Raw genomic sequence first — 15,817 nt, 5'->3', positions numbered from 1 at the left:
TGCACTGCCCGATGCCAGCGGCCATGCTCCCCGCCTCCAGCCACCGACCGGAGCCACCGTGACCGCGACCGCCTCGACCGCCCGTTCCTCACAGCGCATCTGGGCTCTGGCCTGGCCGATCATCCTCTCCAACATCACCGTGCCGCTGCTCGGCCTGGTCGATACCGCCGTGGTCGGCCATCTGCCGGACTCCCGCTACCTGGCCGCGGTGACGCTCGGCGCCACCCTGTTCGGCTTCCTCTACTGGGGCTTCGGCTTCCTGCGCATGGGCACCACCGGGCTGACCTCCCAGGCGGCGGGCCGGGAGGACGACGAATCGGTGAAGACCCTGCTGGGCCAGTCGCTGCTGCTGGCGGCGACGATCGGCGTCGTGCTGATCCTGGCCGGCGACCCCCTGATCGCGCTCGGCCTCCGGCTGCTCGACGGCAGCCCCGAGGCCACCCGGCTGGCCGCGGAATACGCCGGCATCCGGCTGCTTTCGGCGCCGGCGGTGCTGGCCAACTACGCCATCCTCGGCTGGTTCCTCGGCCAGCAGAACTCACGGGTGACCCTGGCGCTGCTGGTGCTGACCAACGGCGTCAACATCGTCCTGGACCTGGTGTTCGTGGTCGGCCTGGGCATGACCAGCGACGGCGTGGCCTGGGCCACGGTGATCGCCGACTACACGGCGCTGGCCTTCGGCCTGTGGCGGGTGTGGCACCAGCTGGCGGGCCTCGGCGGACGCTTTCGCCGCGCGCGGCTGCTGCGGCTCTCGGCCTACCGTGAGCTGTTCGCGGTCAACGCCCAGCTGTTCGTGCGCACCCTGGGGCTGCTGTTTGCCATGGCCTTCTTCACCTCCCGCGGCGCCGCCCAGGGCGACACCGTGCTGGCGGCCAACGCCGTGCTGCTGCAGTTCATCATGCTGACCTCCTACGGCCTGGACGGCTTCGCCCACGCCGCCGAGGCGCTGACCGGCCGAGCAGTGGGCCGCGGTCGCTGGGAGGAGTTCGCCGCCTCGGTGCGCGCCGCGGCGCGTTTCTCGCTGCTCACCGCCGGCCTCGCTTCCCTGGCCTTCGCCATCGGCGGCCCCTGGCTGATCGCCCTGCTCACCGGGCTGCCGGAAGTGCGCGACACCGCCGGCGAGTACCTGCCGTGGATGGTCGCCATGCCGCTGATCGCGGTGTGGAGCTACCTGCTCGACGGCGTCTTCATCGGCACCACGTCCACGCGCGAGATGCGCAACAGCATCTTCATCGCCCTGGCGGTCTATCTGCCCGCCTGGTGGCTGAGTCGCGGCCTCGGCAACCACGGGCTATGGCTGGCCTTCACCCTGTTCACCGCGGTGCGCTCGGGGGTGCTGATCGCCTATTACCTTCACTACCGCCGCACGCGCTGGTCAGGCACCGACGTTTAAACCGCGTCGGGCGGAAAAACTTAGACATTCGTCGGCTTTGACTACATTTTACCTTTACGTTGGCGTCAATTGACCCGAGGCTTGCTCTCCCAGCCGCTCCGGCGGCTCTTCACCAGCGAAAAGGGATGTCTCCATGCTGAAGGTAATCTCGCGTCCGGCCGTGAAGCTGGTCGAACGCTACCTGCCCGACCCTTATATCTTCGTGCTGCTGCTGACCGTGATCGCCGCGGCGGCGGCCATCGCCGTGGAACGCCAGACGCCGCTGGCGGTGCTGCGCTTCTGGGGCGACGGCTTCTGGAACCTGCTGACCTTCTCGATGCAGATGCTGCTGGTGCTGGTCACCGGCTACATGCTGGCCAGCTCGCCGCCCGTGAAACGCCTGCTGCGGCGCCTCGCCGGCCTGGCCAACAACGCCGGCGCGGCGATCGTACTGGTCACCCTGGTGTCGCTGGCGGCGAGCTGGATCAACTGGGGCTTCGGCCTGGTGGTCGGCGCGCTGTTCGCCAAGGAGCTCGCCAAGCAGATCCGCGTCGACTACCGGCTGCTGGTGGCCAGCGCCTACTCGGGCTTCATCGTCTGGCACGGCGGCCTGGCCGGCTCGGTGCCGCTGACCATCGCCACCGAGGGCCACTTCAGCGTCGAGCAGATCGGCGTGATCGGTACCTCCGAAACCATCTTCTCGCTGTTCAACCTGGCCATCGTGGTGGCGCTGTTCGTCGCCGTACCGCTGTTCAACCGCCTGATGCTGCCCGACGAGAAGGACAGCGTGTTCATCGACCCGAGCCTGCTCGAGGACGACGAGGAGCGGCGCGTGCGCATCACCCGCCCGGCGGAACGCCTCGAGAACAGCATGACCCTGGCCTGGCTGGTCGGCATCCCCGGGCTCCTGTTCCTGGTCGACCACTTCGTGCTGCAGGGCGGCGGGCTCAACCTCAACGTGGTCAACTTCCTGTTCCTGTTCCTGGCCATCGTGCTGCACCGCACCCCGCGCAGCCTGCTCGAGAGCCTGCAGGAGGCGATCAAGGGTGGCGCCGGCATCGTCATCCAGTTCCCCTTCTACGCCGGCATCATGGCGATCATGGTGCAGTCGGGGCTGGCCGAGACGCTGTCCCAGGCGCTGGTCTCGCTGGCCACCGAGACCACATTGCCGTTCTGGACCTTCATCAGCGCCGGCATCGTCAACATCTTCGTGCCCTCCGGCGGCGGCCAGTGGGCCGTGCAGGCGCCGGTGATGCTGCCGGCCGCCGAGGCGCTGGGCGTCGACGTGCCGCGGGTCGCCATGGCCGTGGCCTGGGGCGACGCCTGGACCAACCTGCTGCAGCCGTTCTGGGCCCTGCCGGTGCTCGGCATCGCCGGCCTCAAGGCCAAGGACATCATGGGCTTCTGCCTGGTCCAGCTGCTGCTGACCGGCATCATCATCGCCGTCGGCCTGACCTGGTTGTAACCAGCGCTCTCTTTTAAACAATGGCAACCAGGAACGCCTTGTCCCCATTGCGGGGGCAAGGCGTTATGCTGTGGGGAAAATAGACCCAAGGATCCCCTCTCGATGGACGAACACGCCCTTTCCGGCCAGCACGAGCTGACCATGACCGTGCTGATGACCCCCGACATGGCCAACTTCAGCGGCAAGGTGCACGGCGGCGCCATCCTCAAGAAGCTCGACGAGGTGGCCTACGCCTGCGCCAGCCGCTTCTCCGGGCACTACGTGGTGACCCTGTCGGTGGACCAGGTGCTGTTCAAGCAGCCGATCCACGTCGGCGAGCTAGTGACCTTCCTCGCCAGCGTCAATCACGTGGGCCGCTCCTCCATGGAGATCGGCATCAAGGTGGTCGCCGAGGACATCCAGAACAAGCTGATCCGCCACACCAACAGCTGTTACCTGACCATGGTGGCGGTGGACGAGCACGGCAAGCCGGCCCGGGTACCGGAGCTGGCCCTCGAGACCGATACCCAGCGGCTGCGTTTCGAGAAGGCCGAGATGCGCAAGCAACGGCGCAAGCAGGCCGAGGAAGAGGAGCGCCGTGCCCAGGTCGAACACGGCGCCGGATGAAGCTTCAGTAGGAGGTTTCCTGGATCGCCTCGCCACCCTGCTCGATGTCCTGGCCCACGCCGCGCACGGTGTTGCAGCCGGCGAGCAGGGACAGGGTGAAGAGCGCGGCGATCGACAGCAGAAGAGTCCGTTTCATATGAGCTCCTGAGTATGGGTTCATGAGAACTGCCTGTGCCGATTCAATCTAGCAAACCCGGCGCGTTGAGCCAGCCCCATCAGGTCAACAGCAGCCGCAGCATGATCGCCACGATCACCGCCACGGTCAGCCACTTCACCCACAGCGCCCCCCTGGGGCTCATGTTGACCTTCACCGCCAGCCAGGCGCCGGTCATGCTGCCGGCGGCCAGCGCCAGGCCGTAGCCCCAGCGCACCTGGCCCTCGAACACGAACACGGCCAGTGCCGGCAGGGTGTAGACCAGCACGATCAGCACCTTGAAGACGTTCACCTGGGCCAGGTCGATCTTCAGCAAGCGGTAGAGCACCACGATGAACAGGATACCCACCCCGACCTGGATGAAGCCGCCGTAGAGACCGATGGCGAACATCGCCAGATAGATCGCCGGCGTGAGCCGCTCCGGCGTCAGCGGCCGGGTCTCGAGCTTCGGCTGCGGCAGCAGCATCAGCAGCGCCGACAGCGCCATGACCACCACCAGTACGGTCTCGAACAGGGCGTCGCTCACGTCCAGCGCCAGGCGAGCCCCGAGCAGGGCGCCGAGCATCGCCGGCACCGCCAGGCGCAGGCTCAGGCCCAGGTGATGGGCGCCGGCGCGGAAGAAGTTGGCCACCGCCGACACGCTCTGCAGGGCGACCGACACCCGGTTGGTGCCGTTGGCGGCCTGGGGCGGCAACCCCAGGAAGATCAGCAGCGGCAGGGTCAGCATCGAGCCCCCCGCCGACAGCACGTTGATGAAGCCGGCCAGCCCGCCGATGGCGAACAGGGCCAGGAGCTCGAGTGGCGTCATGATGGCATCCTTTCCGGTCGGTGACGCGCCCGGGGCATCGCCGGGCGCCGCGCTGTGCCATCATAGCGCCATCACGCCCCCAGGATGCCACCAGGAGCCCCCATGACGGACGTCACGCTGGATCCCCGCCTGATCGAGGACAGCCTCCCGCTCACCGAGCTGCCGCTGTGCCAGCTGCGGCTGATGGACGACACCCGCTACCCCTGGCTGGTGCTGATTCCGCGCCGGACCGGCGTGGTCGAGGTATTCGACATGAGCGAGGACGATCAGCAGCAGCTGTGGCGCGAGGCCGGCCTGCTCGGTCGCGCCATCAAGGAGACCCTCGGCGGCGACAAGCTCAACATCGCCACCCTCGGCAACCTGGTGCCGCAGCTGCATCTGCACGTGGTGCTGCGCCGGGAAGGCGACGACGCCTGGCCGGGGCCGGTCTGGGGCCAGGGCCAGGCCGAACCCTACGATCTGGACGGCCTGGCGGCGATGCGCGACCGGCTGCTGGCGATCGTCGACGGCATCGACACCCTGCGCGGGTCGTAAGTCAGAGAGGCTAGCGGTCGAGGCGAACGCTCAGCTCGGTCAGCAGCGGCTCGACCAGCGACGGCGGCAGCGGCCGGCCGCCGCGCCAGGCGGTCATCGCCAGCCGGCTCCGGCCAACGTTCGCCTCGCCGTTCACGCCGTCGGCCGCCTCGATATCGAGCTGCACGCGATAGCCGGGCCAGCGGGCGATCACCGCCTCCAGGCGCCCCAGTTCGGCGTCGGCGTGGCGAATCACATAGCCGCGCTCCATCAGCATCGACAGCGAGGCCTCCAGCACCGAGGCCGGCGCCACCGCGAGCGTGCGGGTGGCGGGCACGGCCGGCGACGGCGGCGTCGCGCATCCTCCCAGCCCCAGCCCTGGTCCCAGTATCAGCCCAAGCGCCAGCAGCGCCGCCCGTGTCACGCCCGAACGTCTCATGAGGCCTCCTCCGACCGACGGCGCATCGCCTCGCGCAGCTCGCGGCAGAAGCCGTCGTCGCTGGCGGTGCGCGAGCGGCGCAGCTCGCCCCGCCAGTCGAACAGGCGGATATCCCGGCTCACCCGCACCGTCCGCTCGCCGATCGCCACCGAGACCCGCTCGATCTCGGTGGCCTCGTCGTCGAGCAGGCCGAAGCCCACGCCGCCGCCGATCAGCACCCCGTGGCCGACGGCGCCGCGGGACGCGCCCAGCAGGAAGATGTCCGGCTCGGGGGCGCCGTGGAAGAAGGTACGCCGGGAGCGCTCGGCGCTGACCAGCCCCAGCGTCGTCTCGGTGTGGCGGATCAGGAAGTCGTCGTCCTCCAGCGCCGCCACCGCGCCAGCCAGGGTGATCGGCGGCACGTCGTCGCCGCGCGGCCAGTGGCACGCCTCGGCGGGCGGCGGCTCGGCCACCGGCAGCTGTGATGGCAGCGCCTGACAGCCGGCCAGCCCCGCGAGCAGGATGATTCCCAATGGACGCCACATGCGCGATTTCTCCTAGATCTGCCTGGAGTCTAGCAGCGCGCCCCCTTGAAAGACGGCGACGACGCCTCGATGTCATGGAACAGGGCTATGATGGCGATGCAGTCAATTAGCTTATCCCCCATGCTCTGCTCGCATACACTGCTCGCCTACATCGGCAGTACAGAGATCAAGGAGGCATCTACATGAGCGACACCAACAGCATCGGCCTGCACGAAGGCAGCGCCAGCCAGCTCGCCGAGCGACTCAACGTCCTGCTGGCCAACTATCAGATCTTCTACATGAACGTGCGCGGCTACCACTGGAACGTGAAGGGCCAGCAGTTCTTCCAGCTGCACGAGAAGTTCGAGGAGCTCTACACCGACCTGCTGACCAAGGTCGACGAAGTCGCCGAGCGCATCCTGACCCTGGGCCATACCCCGGTGCACGCCTACAGCGACTACTTCAAGATCGCCAGCATCGAGGAAGACAAGAACGTTCACGACGGCCAGGCCTGCGTGCGCGGCGTGGTTCAGGGCTACCAGCAGATGCTCGAGCTGCAGCGCGAGATCCTCTCGCTGGCCTCCGATGCCGACGACGAGGGCACCGCGGCCCAGGTCGGCGACTACATCCGCGAGCAGGAGAAAACCGTCTGGATGCTCAACGCCTATCTCGGTTGAGCCTGAAAACGCACCAGCACCAGATGACGCCGCCCCTCGGGGCGGCGTCTTGCGTTGGTCGGGAAAGAGTCAGGACGGTTCGTCGCCCGACGCGGCGGCGCCCGACGCTTCGCCCTCGGCGGCACGCACCAGCTCGTCGGGCAGCGGCTTCTTCATGCGCACGCCCAGCCGCTCCAGCTCGCGGGCCTGGGCCACCAGGCTGCCCTGGCCCTCGGAGAGCCGGTTGACCGCGCGGCGATGGCTGTCACCGGCGCGCTCAAGATGGCGCCCCACCTCCTGCAGGCTCTCCACCAGGCCGGAGAACTTGGTCAGCAGCCGCTCGGCGCGCTCGCCGATCAGCCGCGCGTTCTCGTTCTGGCGCTCCAGGCTCCACAGCCCGGCCACGGTGCGCAGGCTGGCCAGCAGCGTGGTCGGCGTGACCATCACCACCTGGCGGTCGAAGGCCTCCTGGAACAGCGTCGGGTCGCGCTCGAAGGCCGCCGCGAAGGCCGGTTCCACCGCCACGAACAGGAACACGAAGTCCGGCGAGTGCAGCCCCGGCAGGGCGGGATAGTCCTTGGCGGCGAGCCCGCGCACGTGGGCGCGCAGCGAGCGCAGGTGATCGCCCATGGCCGCCTCGCGCTCGGCCTCGCCCTCGGCGTTGACCACCCGGTTCCAGGCCACCAGCGAGACCTTGGCGTCGACGATCAGATGGCGCGACTCGGGCAGGTAGATGACGGCATCGGGACGCTGCCGGCCGGCCTCGCCGTCGATCGACACCTCGCGACGGTATTCGACGTCGCGGCGCAGGCCGCTGCGCTCCAGCACCGTCTCGAGGATCAGCTCGCCCCAGTTGCCCTGGGCCTTCTGATCGCCCTTGAGCGCCCGGGCAAGCGTGGCCGCCTCGTCACCGAGTCGGGCGTTGAGCCCGGCCAGCTGGTCGAGCTGGGCCTTGAGCGAGCCGCGCTCGCGCTGCTCCTGGCCGTGCAGCGTCTCGACCCGCTGGCGGAACTGCTCGACCTGCTCGCGGAACGGCTGGAGCAAGGCCTCCAGGCTCTCGCGACTCTGGGCGCTGTAGGCCTGCTGACGCTCCTCGAAGACCTTGCCGGCGAGCTGGTGGAACTCGTCCTTGAGCCGCTCCCGGGCCTCCTCCAGCAGCGCCAGCTGCTCGCGATGGCGGAGCGCCGTCTGTTCGCGCTCCGCCTCCAGCCGAGCCGAGCGCTCGCGCTGTTCGGCCAGCCGGTCGCGGGCCTCGCCGAGTTCTGCCTCGAGGCTCTCCAGCCGCTCGCGGCAGCCGTCGAGCTGGGCGTCGCTCTGGGTCAGCTCCTGCTCCAGCCGGGCGGCGGCGTTCCGGCGCTCGGCCAGTTCGTCGCGCGTCTCGGACAGCTCGCGGCGCGCCTCATCCCGCTCGCGGCACGTTTCGGCCAGCCGGCGCCGCTGGGCAATGCCCCAGCCCACGGCCAGCAGCGCCAGCGCGCCGAGGGCGATCATCACGCCACCGCCGGTTCCCGTCATCTCATCGAGCATGCTGCCCTCCCTGATCACGCCCGTCGCGAACGCCGCACGCTCCCGCGCGGCGATATCGCCGTCACTATACTGGGAACACCGCTCACCCGCCGAGGAGGCTTCGATGCGCCGCCCGACGACCGCCCTGCTCGCCTCGCTCCTGCTGCCGCTCGCGCTGCCATCGCCGGCCATGGCGGACGACATCCGCCACGGGCCCGTGGTCTACGGCACCGGCGAGACGCATCAGCACGGGCCCGCCTACTACGGCAACGGCCCGGACGATCGGGAGACGCCGGGCCGCTATCGCACCCATCCGCGAGAGACCGAGCCCCGGCGACACGATAGCGCGACGCCGCTGATCATCGTCGAGCCGCGGATCGACCTCGACGACCGCTGGCGCCCGCACGATCCCCGGCCACGACACCCCCACGGCCCCCGACGCATCGATCGCGACCGGGTCGGCAAATCGCACTGGTTTATCGAACCAAACGCCAACTCTCACCAGCGACCTTGACACTCGAACCTCGAGAAAGTCGGCGAGCGAAGGCTAGACAAGGCAAAAAGCAGCGAAGAAGCGGACCGGGCTCGCGCGCGAGTTTACGAGCCGTAAATGAGCATTCTGAGCTGATTTTTAACGCCGTATAGCCGAGCGCAGCCACTTTCTACGCCAGGTCTTCTATCAGCGCTCGCAGCAAACCCCAGAACTCCTCCACCGAGGCCAGCTCGACCCGCTCGTCCGGCGAGTGGGCGCCGCGGATCAGCGGGCCGAAGGAGATCATCGACATGTCCGGGTACTTGGCGCCGAGGATGCCGCACTCCAGGCCGGCGTGGATCACCTTGACCTGGGGGTCGACGTCCAGCCGCGCGGCATGCAGCGCGCGGAAGCGGGCCAGCAGCGGGCTATCGGGGTCCGGCGTCCAGCCCGGATAGGCGTTCTCGACCCGGGTGCGGGCGCCGATCAGGTCGAACAGCGCGCGGAAGCGGTCGGCCAGATCCTCGACCGCGCTGTCACGCAGCGAACGCACCAGGGCGCAGAGATGGAAGCGACCCGCCTCCAGCGACACCACGCCCAGGTTGTTGGAGGTCTCCACCACCCCGGGCACGGTCACGCTCATGCGCTCGACGCCGCAGGGCGCGGCGTGCAGCGCGGCCACCAGCAGCCGGCTGGCATCACGGGTGAGCGCCTCGCCCTCGGGGGCCGACACGCGCTCGAGCGCCAGCGCCAGGCCGTCGTCGGCGCCGGCCAGCTCGTCGCGCAGCCGGGCCTCCAGGGTCGGCAGCCGCTCGCGGGCGGCCTCGACGGCGTCGACGGGCAGCGCCAGGGTGGCGAAGGCCTCCCTCGGCAGGGCGTTGCGCAGGGTACCGCCGCGATAGTCGACCAGCCGCGCGTCGAGCGACTCCAGGTCGCGCAGCACCCGCATCAGCAGGCGGTTGGCGTTGCCGCGGCCCTTGTCGATGTCGATGCCGGAGTGGCCGCCGCGCAGACCGGTGAGGGACAACCGCACCGCGACTTCCTCGTCGCGCAGCGCCGAGGTCGGCAGCTGGGCGTCGACCATCACGTCGGCCCCGCCGGCGCAGCCGATGTAGACCTGACCGCGATCCTCGGAGTCCAGGTTGAGCAGCAGCCGGCCGTCCAGCCAGTCCTCGGCCAGGTTCAGCGCGCCGCCCATGGAGGACTCCTCCTCGAGGGTGAACAGCGCCTCCAGCGGGCCGTGGGTCAGGGTGTCATCCTCGAGGACCGCCAGCGCCGCCGCCACGCCGAGGCCGTTGTCGGCGCCCAGGGTGGTGTGGCGGGCGTGCAGCCAGCCATCCTCCACAAAGGTATCGATGGGGTCGCGGGTGAAGTCGTGGGGATGATCGGCGTTGGCCTGGGCGACCATGTCCAGATGGCCCTGCAGCACGATGCCCGGCGCGCCTTCATGACCAGGGCTGGCCGGCTTGCGCAGGCGCAGGTTGCCGTAGGCGTCGCGGTCGTGGGCCAGGCCGCGCTGGTCGGCCCAGGCCTCGAGGAGGGCCACCAGCGCGGCCTCGTGGCCGGAGGGGCGCGGCGTGTTGCACAGGGTGCGGAAGTGGCGCCACAGGGGCTGCGGCGAGAGCTGCTCGAGATGTGCGTTCATGGTGCTTCTGTATCGACGTTGACCCGGGCACTCTACCCCTCGCCCCGGCCCGAGGAAAGCGTCGGCCCGGCCAGCCGGCGCGCCACCTGCTGGCGGCGCCAGGCGTCCACCGCCTTGCCGCCGGCGAGCCCCAGCCGTGCGGCCAGCCAGGCCGTGTCGCGGCCCTGGAAGGCCCAGGCGGCGAGCGCCGTGAGGTCGGCGTCCGCCTCGACGGTGCCTTCGCGGGCGGCGACAAGGCGGATCAGCGCCTGAATCGCGGGCCGCACCAGCGCCGGGTCGCGGTGGCCGTGGGCCACGTCCTCGAGGTCGCGGCGCGCGGCGTCATCGAGTGGCCGGGGCTCGCCCTCGGCCAGCAGCGCCAGCGCCACCGCCGGGTCGAGCGCCTTCAGCTCGAAGGCCAGCAGCGACGGCAGCAGGGCTTGGAAATGGCTCGCCAGCCGCTCGGCCAGGGCCTCGCCGCCCTCGCCCGCCGGCGCGACCACCATCACCGCGTGCTCGCCGGTGGCCGCCTCGCGGGTCAGGCCGAGGCGCACCGTGCGAAAGCCCTGGGCGCGCCAGAAGGCGAGCAGCCCCGGCTCGGCGCCGAAGCTCGCCCCCAGCAGGGCGACGCCCGCTTCACCGGCCGCCTCTCGCTCCCGCGTCAGCAGTTCGCGTCCCAGGCCCCGGCGACGCGCGGCCGGATGCACGGCGATGCGCTGCACCCGTCGCAGGCGACCGGTCAGCGCCTCCCGCGAGCCGGCGTGGGCGGCCAGCGACTGGGCCATCAGGTGCCCGCGCGGGCGGCGCTCGCCCCGCGCCACCCGCTCGGCCAGGGCAGCGTCGAAGCCGCCCTCGTCGGCCACCACCGCCACGGCCGCGGGGCCGGCGGCATCGCCCAGGGTGACGACCCGGGTGTCCGGACCGTCCAGCAGGTGGCGCAGATCGCTCGGCGTGGTGCGGTAGTGGGCCTGCACCAGCAACCCGAACAGCGTCCGCAGGCGCGGCTCGTCATGGGCCAGCGCCTCCGGCGACTCGACCCGCCAGGCGGCCGTGGCCTTCGATCCGATGTCATCGGGCGCGACCGGCTCGGCGTCGAGCATCAGCAGCCTCGAGGTCAACGCCTCCAGCGGGTCGTCCTCGGCCCAGCGGATCGGCGCGGACAGGTGATACTCCCGCCACTCCGGCGTCAGGCGCTCCAGCCGCGCGCGGAAGCGCAGCGCGAAGCCGCGTCCGGCGCCTTCGTAGCCGTGCACAGTGGTGGCGAAGGCGATGCGCGGGAAGGCCGACAGCCACTGCCCGAGCAGCCCTGCCGGCATCGCCGCGGCCTCGTCGACCAGCAGCCAGGTGCCGGCGCCGCCGGCCTCGCCGCGCGCGACGCGGGCGCTGAGCTCGTCCGGCGCGAGGAAGGTCACGCGGCCGCCGGCATCCTCGAAGCGGTTCCCCTGGCGCCGGCCCTCGGGGCACAGCGCGGCGAGACGCTCGAACAGCCCGGCCACCGCCGCGGGGCGCGGCGCGGTGACGAGGATCTCGATCTCGGCGCCGTCTTGCTGCGCCTTCGCCAGCAGCCGGGCGCAGGCGATGCCGAGCGCCGCCGTCTTGCCGCGACCACGGTCGGCGGTGAGCACCAGCGGCCGGCGCCGGCGTAGCCGGACCAGCCGCGCCACCGCCTCGGCCTGATCGGCGGTCAGGCAGTCGCCATCGTCGGGCGCCGGCTCGGCTGCCGGTCCGGACGGCGACGCCTCGGGCCAGTCGGGCAGCATCGGCACGCCCTGGGCGGGCCAGCGGATCGTCCGCGGCGACGCCTCCAGCAGGCGGGCGAGACGCGCCAGATAGTGCGCCGAGAGCGCCTCGGCCGCATGCGGGTGGGCGGCGAGCCGGGCGTAGTCGGCGTCGGGGCGCGCGCCCCAGTCGTCGGGGGTCAGCAGCACCAGCAGCCCACCGGCGCGCAGGGTGCCCGAGAGCGCGCCGAAGGCGTCGGGGTCGAAGCCGGCCCCGGGCGACAACGCGTCGAAGACGATCAGGTCGTGCTCGCCGCCGAGCCGGTTCCGCGCCTTGGCGGCGGGCAGCCAGGCCGCGGCTTCGAGCCCGGCAGGCGGCTCGGGGCCGACCCACAGTGGCGCTTTGACGCCGAGGGCATGCCAGAGCGCCAGTCCCCGGGCACGCACATCCTCGACCTCACCGGACAGCCACACCAGGCCCCGCCAGCGGCGTTCGCCCAGGCAGAGCTGACAGGCCAGCAGCTCGGCGGGCACGGAAGCTTCCATCAGTAGTCTCTTCAATCGCTGAACTTTGGTCTAAGCGGGTGACGCCCTTTCAACGCCCGGCGCCCCTTCGGCGATGCAGCATACCGGCCATACCCTTGTTTTATACACCTGAAAATCAAGGATTTTTCCTGACCAGAAGGACAACACTGCCGACCCGCGCGGCCGCCACTTCGACGTTTGGAGGCCTTCTCGCGCTCCCTGCGCCCCATGCTAGCTTGTTTCCAGGGTCGCCACGCCGAGCCCCTCACCGGCGGGCGACCGTGTTTTTTGCACCGCATCATCCCCACAACCAGAACAAGCTTTCGGGAGAGTATCGCCATGAAGCCGACGCGTTTCGCCCTGACCGGCTTGGCTGCCGGCATCGCCCTGGCCGGCCTGACCAGCACCGCCCAGGCCCAGGAATCCTGGACCATGACCACCACCTGGCCGGACAACCTCGATCTGATCCAGATCGACCGCCACTGGGCAGAGCTGGTCAACCACCTGGCCGGCGACGAGCTGAAGATCGAGTTCTACGCCGGCGGCACCCTGATGCCCGGCACCGAGGTGTTCGATGCCACCGAGACCGGCAGCATCCAGGCCGCCGGCGACTGGCCGGGCTACTGGGCGGGTCGCAGCCCGGCCTTCTCGCCCCTGGCCACCACCACCAGCCTGTTCAACGGCGTGGACTACCTGAACTGGATCAACCAGTGGGGCGGCTTCGATCTCTATCAGGAGGTCTACGGCCAGTACAACATGGTCTATCTGCCCTACGGCATCACCAACAACGAGTCCGGCTTCCGCGGCGGCACGCCGATCGAGAGCCTCGCCGACCTGGAAGGCAAGCGCCTGCGCCTCTCGGGCCGCGACCAGGGCCGGGTGCTGGAGCAGCTCGGCGGCTCCCAGGTCACCCTGGCCGGCGGCGAGATCTACCAGGCCATCGAGCGCGGCGTGGTCGACGGCGCCGAGTTCTCGACCCCGGGCGTGGACTACAAGGCCGGTTTCTCCGAGGTCGCCGACTACTGGATGACGCCGGGCTGGCACCAGTCGGCCAGCGTGTTCGGCGTGATGATCAACCAGGACGCCTGGGACGCGCTCTCCGAGGAGACCCAGGAGACCCTGAAGATCGCCGCCGAGGCGACCATGGCCTGGTCGCTGGCCTGGTCCGAGAAGCAGTCCACCGAGGGCACCGCCCAGTTCCTCGAGGACGGCACCACCATCAACCAGCTCTCCGAGGAAGACCTGGCGACGATCCAGGACATCACCAACGAGGTGATCGTGCAGGGCGCCTGCGAGGACCCGATGCACGCCAAGGTCTACCACTCGATGATCAGCTACATGCAGGACTACGCCCAGTGGCGGGACGTCTCGGTGCCCTTCAACATGAGCCGGGTCACCGACAACCTGCCCTCCCTCGAGGACATCGAGGCCTGCATGAACCCGTAAGCGGTTCACGGCCCGATTCCCCTGTCCGGCCGGCGGCACTCTCGAGGCCGCCGGCTTTATACGTTATTCGAGGAGGCTCTCCGGATGCATGCCATCGCCCGGGCCATCGACGCCCTCAACGAGGGCTTCGGTCGCCTGATCGCCCCGCTGATCGCGATCATTACCATCGTGGTGGTCTACGACATCGCCATGCGCTTCTTCTTCGGCCGGCCCAGCGACTGGGCCTTCGATGTCACCACCATGCTGTTCGGCAGCCACTTCATGCTGATGGCCGCCTACGGTCTCAAGCATCACGCCCACGTCGAGGTGGACGTGCTCAAGCGACTGCTCTCGCGGCGCGGCCGGGCACTGATCGAGCTGCTCGGCTACCTGCTGTTCTTCACCCCCTTCATCCTGATGCTCATCACCTACAGCTGGCGCTTCTTCGAGCGCTCCTGGAGCCGCGGTGAATCCACCTACGGCATCGTCTCGATCCCGGTCTACCCGGTGAAGGCGGTGCTGGTCATCGCCGGCGTGCTGGTGCTGCTGCAGGCCATCGCCATCGTGATCCGTGCCGTCGGCGAGCTGACCGCCGGCCCGTCGTCATCGGAGGACGCCTCATGAGCCCGGAAATGCTCACCCTGTTCATGTTCGGCGGCCTGCTGGTAGGGCTGTTCATGGGTCATCCGCTGGCCTTCGTGCTGGGCGGCACCGCGGTGCTCGGCGCCTGGTTCGGCCCCGGCCCCCAGGTGCTCGGCATCATCATCAACAACATCTACGGCCGGGCCATGGACAATTACGTGCTGGTGGCCATCCCGCTGTTCATCCTCATGGCGCGCTTCCTCAACGACTCCGGCGTCACCGAGCGAATGTTCGAGAGCATGCGCCTGCTGCTCGGCCGGGTGCGCGGCGGCTTGGCGCTGACCGTGGTCATCGTCTCGGTGCTGCTGGCCGCCACCACCGGCATCGTCGGCGCCTCGATCGCGGTGATGGGGCTGATCGCCCTGGCGCCGATGCTCAAGTACGGCTATCACAAGGGCCTGTCGGCCGGCGTGATCATGGCCAGCGGCTGCCTGGGCATTCTGATTCCGCCGAGCATCATGCTGATCCTGATGGCCAGCTACTCGCCGGTCTCGGTGGGTGCGCTGTTCGCCGGCGCCCTGGTGCCGGGCCTGCTGCTGGGCACCCTGTACGCCGGCTACGTGCTGCTGGTGTGCTTCATCAAGCCAAGCTATGGCCCGCCGGTGGCCGCCGAGGAGCGTGCCGATCTCTCCACCGGCGAGCTGGTGGTGCGCCTCGGCAAGTACGTGCTGCCGCCGATGAGCCTGATCCTCGGCGTGCTGGGCGCGCTGTTCACCGGCATCGCCACCGCCACCGAGGCCTCGGCGATCGGCGTGACCCTGGCCTTCGTGCTGTTCCTGATCTTCGGCGACCGCAAGGTCTCGACCTGCTATCGCACCTTCATCGAGGCCGGCAAGACCACCACCATGGTGATGTTCGTGCTGGTCGGCGCCACCGCCTTCACCGGGGTGTTCTCGATCGGCGGCGGCATGGACGTGATCAGCGAGCTGGTGCTGGCGATGCCCGGCGGCACCACCGGCGCGCTGATCCTGATGTTCCTGCTGGTGTTCGTGCTGGGCATGTTCCTCGACTGGACCGGCATCGTGCTGCTGAGCTTCCCGATCATGCTGCCGATCATCGAGGCCATGGGCGTCGACACCCTGTGGTTCGTGGTGATGGTGGCGGTGGTGCTGCAGACCTCCTTCCTCACCCCGCCGTTCGGCTATGCGCTGTTCTACCTCAAGGGCGTGGCGCCGCCGGAGATCCAGACCCTGGACCTGTACAAGGCGGTGATTCCGTTCTGCGCGCTGATCCTGCTGGCCTGCGTGCTGATGGCGGTCTTCCCGGCCCTGGTGACCGGGCTGCCCTCGCTGTGGCTGGGCTACTAGCCCGGCAGCCGACGCCCCCTCCTCGCCCGACCCACCCGCGACGCCCGGCCCTCCGGGGGCGTCGCGGGACCGTCCGTCTGGC

Annotated in this window: 16 protein-coding genes; 9 read left to right on the top strand and 7 right to left on the bottom strand. The window is 69.8% G+C overall.

From position 1 onward, the window contains the following. The first annotated feature begins 58 nt into the window (after positions 1-58). The 3 genes from QWG60_RS01605 (at position 59) to QWG60_RS01595 (ending at position 3,443) form a co-directional block, all read left to right on the top strand. A complete protein-coding gene (locus QWG60_RS01605) occupies positions 59-1,393 on the top strand; it encodes an MATE family efflux transporter (RefSeq protein WP_107181445.1) in 1,335 nt (444 codons plus the stop codon). 133 nt (positions 1,394-1,526) lie between these two features. Beyond that, the gene (locus QWG60_RS01600; RefSeq protein ID WP_046078103.1) at positions 1,527-2,837 is read left to right on the top strand and encodes a short-chain fatty acid transporter; all 1,311 of its coding nucleotides are present in this window, start codon (positions 1,527-1,529) and stop codon (positions 2,835-2,837) included. A 102-nt stretch (positions 2,838-2,939) separates the two neighbouring features. Next, a complete protein-coding gene (locus QWG60_RS01595) occupies positions 2,940-3,443 on the top strand; it encodes an acyl-CoA thioesterase (RefSeq protein ID WP_046078104.1) in 504 nt (167 codons plus the stop codon). Positions 3,444-3,447: 4 nt separating this feature from the next. Here the strand turns inward: QWG60_RS01595 and QWG60_RS01590 are convergent, their stop codons facing one another. Next, entirely contained in the window at positions 3,448-3,579 is a 132-nt protein-coding gene (locus QWG60_RS01590; protein WP_035599326.1) for an entericidin A/B family lipoprotein, read from the bottom strand. A 79-nt stretch (positions 3,580-3,658) separates the two neighbouring features. Continuing rightward, a complete protein-coding gene (locus QWG60_RS01585; protein WP_107181443.1) occupies positions 3,659-4,405 on the bottom strand; it encodes a sulfite exporter TauE/SafE family protein in 747 nt (248 codons plus the stop codon). A 102-nt stretch (positions 4,406-4,507) separates the two neighbouring features. Between QWG60_RS01585 and QWG60_RS01580 the strand changes: the two genes are divergently transcribed. Beyond that, positions 4,508-4,939 carry an HIT domain-containing protein gene (locus QWG60_RS01580; RefSeq protein ID WP_146908944.1) on the top strand — a complete coding sequence of 144 codons (432 nt, stop codon included), beginning with the start codon at positions 4,508-4,510 and terminating at the stop codon, positions 4,937-4,939. Positions 4,940-4,949: 10 nt separating this feature from the next. Here QWG60_RS01580 and QWG60_RS01575 read toward each other — a convergent pair whose 3' ends face one another. Together QWG60_RS01575 and QWG60_RS01570 are read right to left on the bottom strand one after the other, a co-directional pair. Then, complete coding sequence (locus QWG60_RS01575; RefSeq protein WP_052719270.1) at positions 4,950-5,357, bottom strand: hypothetical protein; 408 nt, start codon at positions 5,355-5,357, stop codon at positions 4,950-4,952. After that, positions 5,354-5,881, bottom strand: a complete 528-nt coding sequence (locus QWG60_RS01570) for a hypothetical protein (protein WP_046078107.1) — start codon at positions 5,879-5,881, stop codon at positions 5,354-5,356. Before QWG60_RS01570 ends, QWG60_RS01575 begins: the two co-directional genes overlap by 4 nt. 182 nt (positions 5,882-6,063) lie before the next feature. Here QWG60_RS01570 and QWG60_RS01565 point away from each other — a divergent pair, with 182 nt between their 5' ends. After that, a complete protein-coding gene (locus QWG60_RS01565) occupies positions 6,064-6,537 on the top strand; it encodes a Dps family protein (protein ID WP_035599316.1) in 474 nt (157 codons plus the stop codon). Between the two features lie 69 nt (positions 6,538-6,606). On the opposite strand, the gene rmuC is transcribed toward QWG60_RS01565, so the two are convergent. Beyond that, the gene (rmuC, locus tag QWG60_RS01560) at positions 6,607-8,043 is read right to left on the bottom strand and encodes a DNA recombination protein RmuC (RefSeq protein WP_107181442.1); all 1,437 of its coding nucleotides are present in this window, start codon (positions 8,041-8,043) and stop codon (positions 6,607-6,609) included. A gap of 103 nt (positions 8,044-8,146) precedes the next feature. Here rmuC and QWG60_RS01555 point away from each other — a divergent pair, with 103 nt between their 5' ends. Beyond that, positions 8,147-8,536, top strand: coding sequence for a hypothetical protein (locus QWG60_RS01555; protein ID WP_146908942.1), 390 nt, complete (start codon positions 8,147-8,149; stop codon positions 8,534-8,536). 148 nt (positions 8,537-8,684) lie between these two features. On the opposite strand, the gene QWG60_RS01550 is transcribed toward QWG60_RS01555, so the two are convergent. Then, positions 8,685-10,139, bottom strand: a complete 1,455-nt coding sequence (locus tag QWG60_RS01550) for an aminoacyl-histidine dipeptidase (RefSeq protein ID WP_146908940.1) — start codon at positions 10,137-10,139, stop codon at positions 8,685-8,687. A gap of 32 nt (positions 10,140-10,171) precedes the next feature. After that, a complete protein-coding gene (locus QWG60_RS01545; RefSeq protein WP_146908938.1) occupies positions 10,172-12,382 on the bottom strand; it encodes a tRNA(Met) cytidine acetyltransferase TmcA in 2,211 nt (736 codons plus the stop codon). A 318-nt stretch (positions 12,383-12,700) separates the two neighbouring features. Here QWG60_RS01545 and dctP point away from each other — a divergent pair, with 318 nt between their 5' ends. The 3 genes from dctP to QWG60_RS01530 all read left to right on the top strand — a co-directional run bounded on the left by dctP (position 12,701) and on the right by QWG60_RS01530 (position 15,735). Next, entirely contained in the window at positions 12,701-13,807 is a 1,107-nt protein-coding gene (gene dctP / locus QWG60_RS01540; RefSeq protein WP_046078112.1) for a TRAP transporter substrate-binding protein DctP, read from the top strand. A gap of 84 nt (positions 13,808-13,891) precedes the next feature. Then, on the top strand, positions 13,892-14,410 hold the full coding sequence (locus QWG60_RS01535; RefSeq protein WP_035594771.1) for a TRAP transporter small permease subunit: 519 nt from the start codon (positions 13,892-13,894) through the stop codon (positions 14,408-14,410). Continuing rightward, positions 14,407-15,735 (top strand): TRAP transporter large permease, encoded by a 1,329-nt coding sequence (locus tag QWG60_RS01530; protein WP_035594767.1) that lies wholly within the window; start codon positions 14,407-14,409, stop codon positions 15,733-15,735. Before QWG60_RS01535 ends, QWG60_RS01530 begins: the two co-directional genes overlap by 4 nt. Positions 15,736-15,817 lie beyond the last annotated feature (82 nt).

It is taken from the genome of Halomonas halophila, assembly GCF_030406665.1.
GTDB lineage: Bacteria > Pseudomonadota > Gammaproteobacteria > Pseudomonadales > Halomonadaceae > Halomonas > Halomonas halophila.
This window is presented reverse-complemented; position numbering and strand designations above follow the sequence as displayed.

What these genes read in the sequence shown, in the direction of transcription:
- QWG60_RS01600 (WP_046078103.1), top strand. Translation starts at nt 1,527, where the DNA reads ATGCTGAAGGTAATCTCGCGTCCGGCCGTGAAGCTGGTCGAACGCTAC.
- QWG60_RS01595 (WP_046078104.1), top strand. Translation starts at nt 2,940, where the DNA reads ATGGACGAACACGCCCTTTCCGGCCAGCACGAGCTGACCATGACCGTG.
- QWG60_RS01590 (WP_035599326.1), bottom strand. Translation starts at nt 3,579, where the DNA reads ATGAAACGGACTCTTCTGCTGTCGATCGCCGCGCTCTTCACCCTGTCC.
- QWG60_RS01585 (WP_107181443.1), bottom strand. Translation starts at nt 4,405, where the DNA reads ATGACGCCACTCGAGCTCCTGGCCCTGTTCGCCATCGGCGGGCTGGCC.
- QWG60_RS01580 (WP_146908944.1), top strand. Translation starts at nt 4,508, where the DNA reads ATGACGGACGTCACGCTGGATCCCCGCCTGATCGAGGACAGCCTCCCG.
- QWG60_RS01575 (WP_052719270.1), bottom strand. Translation starts at nt 5,357, where the DNA reads ATGAGACGTTCGGGCGTGACACGGGCGGCGCTGCTGGCGCTTGGGCTG.
- QWG60_RS01570 (WP_046078107.1), bottom strand. Translation starts at nt 5,881, where the DNA reads ATGTGGCGTCCATTGGGAATCATCCTGCTCGCGGGGCTGGCCGGCTGT.
- QWG60_RS01565 (WP_035599316.1), top strand. Translation starts at nt 6,064, where the DNA reads ATGAGCGACACCAACAGCATCGGCCTGCACGAAGGCAGCGCCAGCCAG.
- rmuC (WP_107181442.1), bottom strand. Translation starts at nt 8,043, where the DNA reads ATGCTCGATGAGATGACGGGAACCGGCGGTGGCGTGATGATCGCCCTC.
- QWG60_RS01555 (WP_146908942.1), top strand. Translation starts at nt 8,147, where the DNA reads ATGCGCCGCCCGACGACCGCCCTGCTCGCCTCGCTCCTGCTGCCGCTC.
- QWG60_RS01550 (WP_146908940.1), bottom strand. Translation starts at nt 10,139, where the DNA reads ATGAACGCACATCTCGAGCAGCTCTCGCCGCAGCCCCTGTGGCGCCAC.
- QWG60_RS01545 (WP_146908938.1), bottom strand. Translation starts at nt 12,382, where the DNA reads ATGGAAGCTTCCGTGCCCGCCGAGCTGCTGGCCTGTCAGCTCTGCCTG.
- dctP (WP_046078112.1), top strand. Translation starts at nt 12,701, where the DNA reads ATGAAGCCGACGCGTTTCGCCCTGACCGGCTTGGCTGCCGGCATCGCC.
- QWG60_RS01535 (WP_035594771.1), top strand. Translation starts at nt 13,892, where the DNA reads ATGCATGCCATCGCCCGGGCCATCGACGCCCTCAACGAGGGCTTCGGT.
- QWG60_RS01530 (WP_035594767.1), top strand. Translation starts at nt 14,407, where the DNA reads ATGAGCCCGGAAATGCTCACCCTGTTCATGTTCGGCGGCCTGCTGGTA.